Below are 12,630 nucleotides of genomic sequence, written 5' to 3'. Positions count from 1 at the left end.
AGGGTGTAAAGTGTGTTTGGGGTGTACAAAAAGCAGCTATCCTGACTTCAAACAAGGAAAACAGAGATGGTCGCTCCTAATCATCAGCACACTTTTTAATTTTCCCCCGTTTCCTTATTGACTAATGACCAAACCAGTTATTCTCTGTGTCGATGATGAACCTATGATTTTGGACACTCTGAGGCGACTGCTTCGGAGAACATTGGGTGGCAAATATCGGTTTGAATGTGCTGGGAGTGGCAGTGAAGGCATTAAATTAGCCCAAGAATTGATTGAAGCTGGGGAAGAATTGGCGGTAGTCATTTCTGATTATATGATGCCGGGTTTGCGGGGAGATGAGGTGTTAAAAGCCATTCATCATTTATCCCCCAATACTATGAATATTATGCTGACAGGTCATGCTGATATTGATGGGGTATTTAATGCTATTCAATATGCTAAACTTTATCGCTATATTTCTAAGCCTTGGGAAAATGAAGATTTGACTTTAACCATTACTGAAGCGATTAACAGTTTCCAGCAACAAAAACAACTCACTGACCAAAATTTTCAGCTTCAGGAAATGAACCGCGCCTTAGAATTACTCACCCAAGACCAAGCCAATTTGATTGAGTCTTTGGGTAAGACTGAACGCAAATATCGCAGTATCTTTGAAAATGCTCTGGAAGGGATTTTTCAAATTTCCCCTGATGGAAAGTTTATTAATGCTAATCCCACTTTGGCTAAGATTTATGGCTATGAGTCCCCCAAGGAACTCATGTCCTCTATAACTGATGTCCAAAAACAGTTATATGTTCAACCAAATCGTTGGGATGAATTATTAGAAACTTTGCATCAGCGCCACGAAATCTCTAAGTTTGAATCTCAGGTTTATAATCGTGATGGTGAGATTATTTGGATTTCTGAAAGTGCCAGAATTGTTAATGATGAAAATGGTGATATTCTCTATTATCAAGGGTTTGTTGAAGATATCACGGAACGCAAACGCGCTGAAGCAGAATTAGAACGTTTTACCTCGGAATTATTTGAACTCAACCAGTCCTTTTTCCGCTTTGTTCCTCACCAATTTCTACAATATCTCGGTAAAGATAGTATTGTTGATGTTCAACTGGGGGATAATGTTCAACGGGAAATGTCGGTTTTATTTGCTGATATTCGCGATTTTACTAGCCTCTCGGAACAAATGACCCCAGAGGATAATTTTAAGTTTATTAATGCTTATTTATCCCATGTAGAACCGGCGATCGCTGAATATCGAGGCTTTGTTGATAAGTACATTGGTGATGAAATTATGGCCCTCTTTAGCCAGAGCGCCGATGATGCTCTGCGAGCCGGAATTAGAATGCTTGACTTACTCGCAGAATACAACAAAACTCGACGGCGTACCGACCCCACCAAACCTACCTATCGTCCTCCTATTGAAATTGGTATTGGTATTAATACCGGAAAATTGATGTTGGGAACTGTGGGGGGAAAATCTCGCATGGATGGTACTGTAATTGGTGATGCGGTTAATCTGGCTTCCCGTTTGGAAGGATTAACTAAAAATTATGGGGTGTCTCTGTTAATCTCTCACTATACCTTTGTCCGACTTAACCATATTAATGAATATGGTATCCGCCTTATTGATCATGTTCAGGTTAAGGGTAAATTAGAAATGGTTTCTGTGTTTGAGGTCTTTGATGCTGACCCCCCCGACTTGCGCGCCGGAAAACAAGCCACAAAAACTATGTTTGAGCGAGGATTATTACACTATTATTTAGGCGAGATTTCTGAGGCGATCGCACTTTTTGAATCCTGTTTAGAACGGAACCCCCAAGATAAGGTCGCTCAGATTTATTTAACCCGCTGTAAGGGTGATATTTAGCTGGCAAAACTAATTAACTCACCCCTTGACTCGGGTTTATTAATGTGCTATAATCCCGTCATTTTTTAGCCCAACCGGGTGCTTTTATGGCTGATTGTAAGATAAAAGCGGCTAGGTTATCAATTTCTGCATCGTCAAGCCAATTTTCGGGAATTTCCCGACACCAGTAGTTAGTATCACTACCATCATAGCTGACGGGATGCCTCATATAAGCGACTAAATCTTTGATGGTATCCCTCGGAGGGGTGGCTCCCTTCAGGTCTTCCAGAGACAGGGAAACCGTCGGATAGGGAATAGTTACACCACCAGCGTGACAGTTCAAACAACTATCCGTAAACAAGACTTTTCCCGCTGATAGATCCTCCACCGAAAAGGTCTGGGTTCCACCTTGGCGATCGCTCTGTATTTCCACAGGTTGATCAGTCAGATATCTTAACACATAGGGGTCAACATTTTGAGCTTGAACCGGGAAACTAAAAATCAGCCATCCTACTATATTGGTGATAAATAAGAGCAGTAGAGAGCGCAAAAAACTGTTACGAAACATGGAAATTTGAGGTATTTAATATCAGCAGTCAAATCGGAGACTTTAGATTTTAGCTCCGCTGATTATCCTAGATAATTCGCGGACTTTAGTGGTTACAATTTCAGAGTAGTTAGTAACCCTTCTTAGTAGCCACCAAAAACCAAAACCTAAAGTCAGAAACTTAGTTAGGTGAATCTTTCAGGCGGAAAGATTAACGGAGGTATTTACCACCACCCCACTGTTCACCGCGAACCTTGGGTTGTAAGAGAATGTAAGCGGCTACATTATAGAGATCATCTTCTGATAGGTTTCTCATCTTGGGAAAAATGTCTGCACTTTTCAGGCTAGGATGCAGTTCGTATATCTCGATGAAGCCATCATAGGTGGTGGGATTTTTGACATAATCAACCAGAGCCGCAATGTTATCGCGGGGGGGAGTAGCCAAAGCCAGGGCTTCAGGACTCAAGTTAACATCAGGGTTGGTTTTAGTCACACCCAGCGCATGACACTGAGCGCAGGCGGCGTTAAATACCTGTTGGCCTTTTTTGATTTCTTTGAGACTCAAGACAGCAGTATCGCCTTGAGCATTGATGGGAAGGGTTCTCAATTCTTCAGTCAATTCCAAAGCGTTTGCATTACCCACCCACATTTGAAAGGTGAAGAATACAGTGGCAACAGCCAACCAAATGTACCTTTTTAGCATGGTTCTCCTTAACTTTTAGATGATTATAGAACGCACCACAGCCACAACTCAATCGGCAATATTGAGCAGTTGTGATCCTGGTTTTTAGCGATTCTGTCTCAGAAGTCTTATCTCAATAGTCCTGTGTTAAATGATCTTTGTCAATCGTTGGATCTACGATTCTGAATCACTTGTGGCCTCAATGGCGGAGAGAATTGCTTTGACATCCTCAACTATACGGGTTTGGGGATGTTGGTAGGCAATTACTAGGCGATCGCCAAGTTTAAGCACCTGTGCGATCGCCAAATGGTAGTCGCAGGCCATTTCAGCCCTAGACCAATCCGCAAAAACCGATGACAATTAGTCAAAACCGGCATCACCCACCAATTATATGCAGTAGTGGGTACTATCCAATCACTGATTTAGAGATTATCGATGCTGTTGGGTTTCCTCAGAATGATGGACATGGCTGCGGGAGTTAGAGTCGGACAATTTTACAAAGGGTCTTCCGGTAGGCTGTGGTGGTCGGTGCAGTTTAATCAATTGGGTGAGGGTTTTTTTGAGCTGAGTGCGAGGGACGATCGCATCAATAAACCCATGAGCCATCAGATATTCAGAAGTTTGAAAATCATCAGGTAGTTTTTCTCGCAAGGTTTGCTCAATTACCCGACGACCCGCAAAACCAATAGTTGCCTGGGGTTCAGCTAGAATTAGATCACCGAGCATGGCAAAACTAGCCGTCACCCCTCCAGTAGTAGGATTGGTTAGTACAGGGATATACAAAAGTTTATTCTCTCGATGTCGTTCCAAAGCCGCCGAGATTTTCGCCATTTGCATGAGGCTTAACATTCCTTCCTGCATTCTAGCCCCTCCGGAAGCACAGATAATCACTACCGGGTATTGATGCTCAGTCCCATATTCAATCATCCGGGTGAGTTTTTCTCCCACCACCGACCCCATACTACCCCCCATAAATCGAAAATCCATCACCCCAAGGGCGATCGATTCCCCATTTAATAAACCCGTCCCCGTTTGTACAGCATCAATTTGACCTGTTTTCTCCCGGTATTCTCGCAGACGATCGCTGTAGGGTTTGCGATCGCGGAAATTCAGCGGATCTACTGAACACAGATTAGCAGCAATGGGCTGCCAGGTATTTTCATCAATCAGTTGTTTAATGCGATCGTCACTGTAAACCCTCATGTGATGGTCACATTGCAGACACACCATAAGATTCGCCTGTAAGTCTTTGGTGTAGGTTAATGCACCGCATTTTTCACATTTTACCCACAAACCATCGGCAATTTCTCGCTCTTGGCGATCGGGACTAATGGGAACTGATTTTTGTCGATTTGCAAACCAGTCAAATAGAGACATTAATTAAAATACGTTCTGATGTTTGATTGAGGAAATGATTTATTGAGCTTCCTCTGGCTCCTCGTCCACCGGACTAAGCAGCAGTAGTGCTGTCCACAAATGTTCCGATGGTACTTGCAATTTAGCCGGACCCCCCACCCCCATATATGACCCAACTCCTAGGCTAATTACCCGTGCTGGGATATCATGGGAGGCGAGGACTTGTTGCATTAACTCGGCTTCCCAGCGCATAGCAGTGGTTTTTAGTGTAATCCAAGACACGATCATTATATATCTCTAGGATAGGCACAAAGCCCGATGCACTTTACCTCAGATAACTGGGAAAAATAACTCCATATACATAGATACTATTATCTCACCCCACAGGGCAGTTATACCAGCGGCGATCGCTAAAAAAGGACCAAATGGCATGGGTTGGCGGCGGTCTAATATGCCCACAGCCATGGCTCCTGCGCCGATAAAGGCTCCTAAACCACAGGCGATGAAACTTGCGACCAATAGCATCTTCCACCCCAACCAAGCCCCCATAAGAGCCGCTAATTTAGCATCTCCCGCCCCCATAGCGGTCTGTCCAAAAGCCATGGACCCCAAAAAGGCGATCGCTTCAAATAACCATAATCCTAGCACCGCCCCCAAAACACCCACCATTAACTGGTCTATCACCCCAGCCGTTTTTAATCCCAGTAACCCTTGAAAGCACAACCCCACCACTAAACCTGACTGGGTGAGAGGGTTAGGAAGGGTTAAGGTATCTATATCAATTAGAGATAACGCCACCAACCAAGCTAATAGCGCCCACAAGCCAAACAGTTGTACTATAGTCCCTGGCATGATGGTTACATATACCAGCAAGAACAATACACCCATTAACCCTTCTACTAGAGGGTAGCGCATAGATATCGGTGCATGGCAATGGCGACATTTCCCCCGCAACCACAACCACCCGAAAACTGGGATATTTTCACTTAAACCCAAACGGGTATGACAATGGGGACATCGTGAGGGAGGATACCACACGGACAGACCAGCGGGGACTCGATACACAATGACATTTAAAAAGCTACCTATGGAAGCGCCTAGGGCAAATATAATCAAGTAAGCTGGTAGATCAACTAAAATCTCCATATTGGACTCTCACCTTTCACGGGGGTTTCACACGCGGTTCCTACCCTGGGCTAAAATAACTCTAATTCTATCTGGTCAAAGGGGATAAAACATTCTCCCGGAAGCAAAACAGGTTTGGGGGAGAAAAGCAGTAAACTTCGATAGCTGCGGAGATGAATGGCTACACCGGACGGACGGCGCATTCGTTTGGCGTGTACTTCTGAATAAGCATGATACACCCGTCGGGCTATCCTCAGTAGTTGGGGATCTTGTATCCGCGACTCTTGGTTAAGGGGTAAGTCCGGGTTTTTCGGCGGGGTTAACGGGTTTTTTAACTCTGAGTTTGAGGTATAAACCACAAAGACAATTCCCCAAGGGTTAATTAACACACCTGTTTAGATGCTACACTAAAAGCTACCACAACAACTCAAGAATTTCGGTAAATTGCCCTACAACATACTAAAACTATGTCAGATAGACCCAATCTTCTCGCCTTGGACTTTGATGGTGTTCTCTGTGATGGCTTGCTGGAGTATTTTCAGACGGCTTGGCGTACATATCTCGAAGTTTGGTCGCCTCCTGAGTCTACCCCACCGGATGATTTACCCCCTAGATTCTACTGCACTAGACCTGTGATTGAAACGGGTTGGGAAATGCCTCTTTTGATCAGGGCTTTGGTTTTGGGGTGGACTGAATCTGAGATTCTCAGCGATTGGCATAGTATATCACGTCAACTGCTGGAACAAGAACATTTGTCACCGGAAGTTCTTGGCCCTCGACTTGATCAAATTCGCGATGAGTGGATCGCCACAGACCTACCAGGGTGGTTGGCTTTACATGGCTTTTATCCGGGGGTATGCGATCGCCTTCGGGTTATTCTTGAGCAGGACATGATAGAATTACGCATAATTACTACTAAGGAAGAACGATTTGTGCGATCGCTTCTCGGACAACAGGGAATTATTCTCGGTCCGGGTATGATTTTTGGGAAAGGACACAAACAGCCTAAGCACCAAACTCTACGGGATCTCATGACTCTTTCTGATCCTAGTCCGGTGATCTGGTTCGTTGAAGACAGAATGAAAACTTTGTTGTCTGTACAAGCTCAAACAGACCTACAACAGGTTAAACTGTTTTTGGCTGACTGGGGCTACAATACCCCCATAGAGCGACGTTTGGTGGCTGAATATCCCCCTATCTGTTTATTGTCTTTGTCTCAATTTTCTCAGGATTTTGAGGCGTGGAGTTGATCAACGGGAAACCATCACTAAAATTTTCCGGTTATGGCTGACTTATTGATGGTTATATAAAAGTCTATTAAGAAGGCGATCGCTCAGATATTTAGCATTTGGCAAATCCGGGAATATGTCTCATGATGATTAACACCTACTTCCTAATTATACCCTATATGGCAGCCTACAGTAACTAGATGTTGGTCGCCTTATCGGGAAAGTTTGAAATCAACTTACTTAGTATATTTTGGTATCTATGAAACTTAACTTACACCAAATTTTTCAAGATCATAAAGTTACGCCTCGTGGTATTATATATGTAGGAGCAGGAGAAGGGCGATCGCTCAAACGTTTTGCCAAGTTTACTAATGCGAAAATATTGCTAATAGAAGCGAATCCCGTCACCTGTGAAAGGTTGAAAATGGCTGTAGGCGATCGACCCAATATTCAGACAGTTCATGTGGCGATCGCTGACCAAAATAGTACCGCCACTCTCCACGTTACCAACATCGAGTCTAACAGTTCTATTTTGTCACTAACAGAATACAAAAAACTGTATCCCAACCTCACAGAAACTCAGCAAATACCCGTTGAAACCCGCACAATTGACAGCATTTTAACGGAACTTAACCTGCTTCCAGAAGACTATAATATACTATGTTTAGACATCCAAGGAGCCGAACTTCTCGCCTTAACAGGAGCCTCAGAAATTCTGCAACATCTTGATGCTATTTACAGCACAACCAGCCAAAATAAACTCTTTGAAGGTGGCGCAACTTTTGAGCAACTTAACGCCTTTCTCAATGAACATTATTTCACCCCCGTAGCGCAAGCGACTCCCTATCATCCCTCTCGGTATGAAGTGGTTTATATTCACAACAACCTAATCAATACCTCAGTAATTCCTTCCGAAATCGCCCAAAATCTTCGCCTCCAACCTCCCACAGTACCCAAACCAACCGAACTTAAAATAACTCAATCTCGCCTCCAAGAATTAGAATCAGAACAGGAACTTTTAAAATATCAACTACAACAACATCAAAAAGACCTGGAGAAGTCTCAATCTCAACTACAGCAGACTCGGAAAGACCTCGAAAAGTCTCAATCTGATTTTCAGGAAAAGCAGAAGGAGTTGGAAAACTCTCAGTCTCAACTACAGCAGACTCGGAAAGACCTCGAAAAGTCTCAATCTGATTTTCAGGAAAAGCAGAAGGAGTTGGAAAACTCTCAGTCTCAACTACAGCAGACTCAGCTTGAATTAAAAAATCTGCACTCACAACTCGAACAAAGTCAGGAAGAGTTAGAAGAGTCCAAGGGGATAAGAGACCAAATCTTAGCTGATTTAGAGAAATCCTATTCTCAATTCAAACAGAGTCAGAAAGACTTAGAAAACTCCCAGTCTCAATTAGAACAAACTCAGACTGAGTTACAACAGTCTCAATATCAACGAGACCAAATCCTATCAGAATTAGAACAATACCATACGCGACTACAGCAGACTCAGAAAGACCTGGAGAAGTCTCAATCTGATTTTCAGCAGAAGCAGAAGGAGTTGGAAAACTCTCAGTCTCAACTACAGCAGACTCAGAAAGACCTGGAAAAGTCTCAATCTGATTTTCAGCAGAAGCAGAAGGAGTTGGAAAACTCTCAGTCTCAACTACAGCAGACTCAGAAAGACCTGGAAAAGTCTCAATCTGATTTTCAGCAGAAGCAGAAGGAGTTGGAAAACTCTCAGTCTCAACTACAGCAGACTCGGAAAGACCTGGAAAAGTCTCAATCTGATTTTCAGCAGAAGCAGAAGGAGTTGGAAAACTCTCAGTCTCAACTACAGCAGACTCAGAAAGACCTGGAAAAGTCTCAATCTGATTTTCAGCAGAAGCAGAAGGAGTTGGAAAACTCTCAGTCTCAACTACAGCAGACTCAGAAAGACCTCGAAAAGTCTCAATCTGATTTTCAGCAGAAGCAGAAGGAGTTGGAAAACTCTCAGTCTCAACTACAGCAGACTCAGAAAGACCTCGAAAAGTCTCAATCTGATTTTCAGCAGAAGCAGAAGGAGTTGGAAAACTCTCAGTCTGAAAGGAAGAAACTGGAAACCAAAGTTAAGGAAGTTCAAGACCAGCTTAAAAATGCACAGAATAAACAGACGGAAACTCAACAGGAACTCGATAAGTCTCGCTCGGAGTTACATGATACCAGGGAAGAACTGGAAATGGCTAACTTCCAATTAGATGAAGTACAGGTGGAACTTGAACAGGCTACATTTGAGTTACATAAAATTAAGGAAGAGTTAGAGGGTTCGCAGTCTCAACTACAGCAACAGCAGAAAGAATTGGAAGAGTCGCAGTCTCAACTACAGCAACAGCAGAAAGAATTGGAAGAGTCGAGGTCGGAAATTCAAAAACTGCGGGAACAGATACAACAGATACAGCATATACAACAGTATCAAAATATGTCGCCACCAGGACAGCCAGTACAACAGTATCAACCTGCTGTAGCACAGTCTGGGAATACATATAATGCTGCTCTTGTCAAGATGTTTGCTAAAATTATTGCTGAAACTATGCCAGACTAACATCTAAATTACCATATAAAAGGTGGGGTGGATGTGTGTTACCTAACCCACCTACTATCTCACCCAACTCTCCCAGGTGTTGACCGCTAAATTAGACGAACAGAGGATTTGTAGTATCAGTTAATTTCTATGGGAACTAAAAAAGGTCGTGTCTGGATTTTTGATAATATTCAACCTACTGTTAAGGTGACTATTTTTGCGGTTCCTAAAGCGTTTGTGGGAAGTGTGGGAATGATTCAAGATAATGCGATTACCAGTTGGACTAAACTGGTTCCGAGACCGGAAATTATCTTATTTGGTGATGAGACAGGAACCGCAGAAGTGGCTAGTAAATTGAAGGTGAGACATATTCCGAATGTCCAAGTTAACGAATATGGAACCCCTCTGCTAAATGATATTTTTAGCCAAGTACATCATCACGCTTCCCACGATATTTTAACATATATTAACTCGGATATTATCCTAACTAGCGATTTTCTCGGGAATGTTCAACAGGTGATTGCTAATTACTCTAGGTTTCTGATGGTGGGACGACGTTGGAATTTGGATATTGAAGAACCTGTGAATTTTGATAACCCTAACTGGGAACAACAGCTACATCATCAAATTCATACAGCGGGAATATTTAGCGGTATCGGTGCGTTAGATTACTTTGTATTTCCTAAACCTCTGTTTAATCAACTTCCGGCTTTTGCTATTGGTCGTCCGGGTTGGGATAATTGGATGGTGGGAGAAGGATTAAAACAAGGATATCGGGTAATTAACGGGAGTCAAACTATTACGATTGTTCACCAAAATCATGACTACGGACATCTTCGGGGAAACCGCATCGAAGCGTTTCACGGACGGGAAGCAAAGCAAAATCAAGCTCTTTTACAAGGACATTTCGCGGGTAATACTGCTGATGCTACTGATTATTTAATCCCCGCGACGGTGGCTAATTCTCCCCAAATTAGTATTATTGTTTGTAGCGATAATCAGGGTATCAGTTTACCCAAAACTCTTGATAGTATCCTTAATCAAAATATCGATGGTTGCGAGATTATTGTGATTGATAACGGTTCGACGGACAACACCCCGGAAGTCCTAGAAGGTTATGGAAAATCTTTGCAATATGTTGGTCAATGTGGCGAGGGAATTGTGGCTGCTAGAAACCGAGGCTTAGATATTGCTAGGGGAGAATTTATCCTGTTTTTAGATGGGGGTTCTACTTTACTACCTCATAGTTTATCAGACCTGATAGATGCTTTTGATAATCGTGCGGGTTCACTGGAAATGGTATTCTCTGGTTGGGAAATTTGGGAGGAAAATCAGCTAATTTCGGAAGTTCAGCCTTACAATAATCTCGCGCCAATTTTGCAGGGTCGCGACGGTTTACATGGTGTCCATATCTGGATGTTAACAGACTTGTGGCGATTGGTGGAAACTGGTGCGATTTTATTCCGCAATTCCTGGGTTAAACGCTGGGGAGGGTTTGACTCGAGTCTATCTCCCCATGCTGCTACTATAGATTTATTGCTAAATTTAGCATCCCATGGCGCTGCGGGAATTTGTCTACAAAGAAGGACTATAACAGTCGAGGCTGATTATAACTTGAAACGATATGCGATCGCTATCCTTTCCTCTGACTGTAATCAACTTATTCAAAATTACTTTTCTCGTCCTACCCTACGAAATTGGATGCGTCCCCTAGAAACCCTCTGTCGCTATCAAGTCCTGGTTTGGTTAGCTGCTTTAAGCTATCACACCCAAGACAAACACCAGATGATTCAATTTCTCAGACAGTCCCGCAATTATAGTCCCTATCCTGCTCAACAAACTATCAATAATTGGTATCAAAGTTTGACCCAAATTTCCCGCGCATATAATTATCCCCCCTTTCAACTGCTCTATAAAACTTAAACAAAACCGGACATAGCCGGATATTGATGTTTATTTCTGGCTTCGTCCGGGACTGTCGGCAGCACCCCGTCCACAAGTGTAATCGTCTGAACCAGGCGATTTTTCTAAATTTATACTGGCGTTCAAATCTCTATCAATCTTCAGGCCACAGTTTGGACATTCAAAAGTCCGACGGACTAGGGGCATTTTTTGACGATAACCGCAATTAGAACACAGTTGACTGGATGGATAAAATCTATCGGCAATAATCAACTTTGAACCATAACGTTCTGCCTTGTAACCTAGTTGACGACGGAACTCATAAAATGAAGCATCAGCGATAGAACCCGCCAAACAATGATTTTTCAGCATACCTGACACATTCAAATCTTCAATGACTACTTGGCTGTGGTTCTTAGCCAAGAAAGTAGTTATTTTATGAATCGTGTCCCGCCGAATGTTTGCTACTCTTTGATGTAGCTTTTGAACTTTTAAGAGACATTTGGCCCAATTTTTCGAGCCTTTGACTTTGCGACTTAAATGACGTTGTAATCGAGCTAGTTTTTGGGTGGCTGCTTTATAAGCCTTGGGATTAGAGAATTGGGTCCCATCGGAGCAAGTCGCCAAATTGTTAATTCCTAGGTCAACCCCGATTCTCTCTCGATATTTCGGTGTAATTTCTGGCGTGATTTCTACGAAAAAGCTAATATACCAGTCACCTGCTTGGCGCGTTAGGGTGACTTTCTTAACCCAACTTTCGGGTAGAGCCTCAAATGTAGAAACCCAGCCCACAAAAGGCAGCTTATGGCGAGTTCCTGACAACTTGAATGGTTTGCCACAATTGTCAAGGGTAAAGCTATCATGGTGGCCTTTCTTCTTAAATTTAGGATAACTGCTTATTCCTTTGAAGAAGCGCTTAAAGGCATCCCCTAGATTAATGAAGGCATATTGATAAACTCTAGAAGACAATTCGGACATCCAAGGATATTGAGGTTTCACATAATTCGTAAAAACCTTTTTGATGGAGTTGACGTTAGGCTTGAGTCCCTCTTGATAAGCTGACATCCATAAGTGTAATCCCCAATTGAACACAAATCGAGCATACCCCGCGTGTTTGGCCATCAAGGTGGCTTGACGGTCATTGAGTTTTAGTTTTGTCCGGAAAGCTTTGTAAGGCATGATTGGATTTTACCATGAAGAATCCAACTTGATGAGTATGTCGTCAGGGAAATTTGGCATGGTCTGGGGTTTGACCGTATACTCATTATTGAGTTGCGAATCTTTGGGGGTATTGTACCTTATTGTCCTAAGATATAAAGCAAATCTTGGATTAAATTCTTGCTCTCCCCAGATGACCTGAAATGTTGACGAAAAAATCAAATATTAAGA

12 protein-coding genes are annotated in these 12,630 nt (G+C 42.9%); 4 read left to right on the top strand and 8 right to left on the bottom strand.

Annotated elements, in window-relative coordinates:
* Nucleotides 1-124 precede the first annotated feature (124 nt).
* Nucleotides 125-1,867 carry a PAS domain S-box protein gene (locus HFV01_RS04365; RefSeq protein WP_006623886.1) on the top strand — a complete coding sequence of 581 codons (1,743 nt, stop codon included), beginning with the start codon at nt 125-127 and terminating at the stop codon, nt 1,865-1,867.
* Nucleotides 1,868-1,925: 58 nt separating this feature from the next.
* Here HFV01_RS04365 and psbV2 read toward each other — a convergent pair whose 3' ends face one another.
* From psbV2 to HFV01_RS04330, 7 genes are all read right to left on the bottom strand, one after another.
* Nucleotides 1,926-2,414, bottom strand: coding sequence for a photosystem II cytochrome PsbV2 (gene psbV2, locus HFV01_RS04360; RefSeq protein ID WP_006623885.1), 489 nt, complete (start codon nt 2,412-2,414; stop codon nt 1,926-1,928).
* A 190-nt stretch (nt 2,415-2,604) separates the two neighbouring features.
* Nucleotides 2,605-3,096, bottom strand: a complete 492-nt coding sequence (psbV, locus tag HFV01_RS04355; protein WP_006623884.1) for a photosystem II cytochrome c-550 — start codon at nt 3,094-3,096, stop codon at nt 2,605-2,607.
* Between the two features lie 153 nt (nt 3,097-3,249).
* Nucleotides 3,250-3,399 carry a hypothetical protein gene (locus HFV01_RS04350; protein WP_006669797.1) on the bottom strand — a complete coding sequence of 50 codons (150 nt, stop codon included), beginning with the start codon at nt 3,397-3,399 and terminating at the stop codon, nt 3,250-3,252.
* A gap of 105 nt (nt 3,400-3,504) precedes the next feature.
* Entirely contained in the window at nt 3,505-4,452 is a 948-nt protein-coding gene (gene accD, locus HFV01_RS04345; RefSeq protein ID WP_006623881.1) for an acetyl-CoA carboxylase, carboxyltransferase subunit beta, read from the bottom strand.
* A 39-nt stretch (nt 4,453-4,491) separates the two neighbouring features.
* On the bottom strand, nt 4,492-4,719 hold the full coding sequence (locus tag HFV01_RS04340; RefSeq protein ID WP_006669798.1) for a hypothetical protein: 228 nt from the start codon (nt 4,717-4,719) through the stop codon (nt 4,492-4,494).
* Nucleotides 4,720-4,761: 42 nt separating this feature from the next.
* Nucleotides 4,762-5,577, bottom strand: a complete 816-nt coding sequence (locus HFV01_RS04335) for a prepilin peptidase (RefSeq protein WP_006623879.1) — start codon at nt 5,575-5,577, stop codon at nt 4,762-4,764.
* A gap of 50 nt (nt 5,578-5,627) precedes the next feature.
* Nucleotides 5,628-5,915, bottom strand: a complete 288-nt coding sequence (locus HFV01_RS04330; protein ID WP_235677597.1) for a hypothetical protein — start codon at nt 5,913-5,915, stop codon at nt 5,628-5,630.
* Between the two features lie 108 nt (nt 5,916-6,023).
* On the opposite strand from HFV01_RS04330, the gene HFV01_RS04325 reads away from it, so the two are divergent.
* The 3 genes from HFV01_RS04325 (at nt 6,024) to HFV01_RS04315 (ending at nt 11,262) form a co-directional block, all read left to right on the top strand.
* Nucleotides 6,024-6,806 (top strand): HAD family hydrolase, encoded by a 783-nt coding sequence (locus HFV01_RS04325; RefSeq protein WP_193520860.1) that lies wholly within the window; start codon nt 6,024-6,026, stop codon nt 6,804-6,806.
* Nucleotides 6,807-7,044: 238 nt separating this feature from the next.
* On the top strand, nt 7,045-9,360 hold the full coding sequence (locus HFV01_RS04320) for an FkbM family methyltransferase (RefSeq protein ID WP_193520859.1): 2,316 nt from the start codon (nt 7,045-7,047) through the stop codon (nt 9,358-9,360).
* A 129-nt stretch (nt 9,361-9,489) separates the two neighbouring features.
* The gene (locus HFV01_RS04315) at nt 9,490-11,262 is read left to right on the top strand and encodes a glycosyltransferase (RefSeq protein WP_006623874.1); all 1,773 of its coding nucleotides are present in this window, start codon (nt 9,490-9,492) and stop codon (nt 11,260-11,262) included.
* A 30-nt stretch (nt 11,263-11,292) separates the two neighbouring features.
* Here the strand turns inward: HFV01_RS04315 and HFV01_RS04310 are convergent, their stop codons facing one another.
* The gene (locus HFV01_RS04310; protein ID WP_193520858.1) at nt 11,293-12,420 is read right to left on the bottom strand and encodes an RNA-guided endonuclease InsQ/TnpB family protein; all 1,128 of its coding nucleotides are present in this window, start codon (nt 12,418-12,420) and stop codon (nt 11,293-11,295) included.
* Between the last annotated feature and the right edge of the window lie 210 nt (nt 12,421-12,630).

It is taken from the genome of Limnospira fusiformis SAG 85.79 (assembly GCF_012516315.1).
GTDB classification, from domain to species: domain Bacteria; phylum Cyanobacteriota; class Cyanobacteriia; order Cyanobacteriales; family Microcoleaceae; genus Limnospira; species Limnospira fusiformis.
This window is presented reverse-complemented; position numbering and strand designations above follow the sequence as displayed.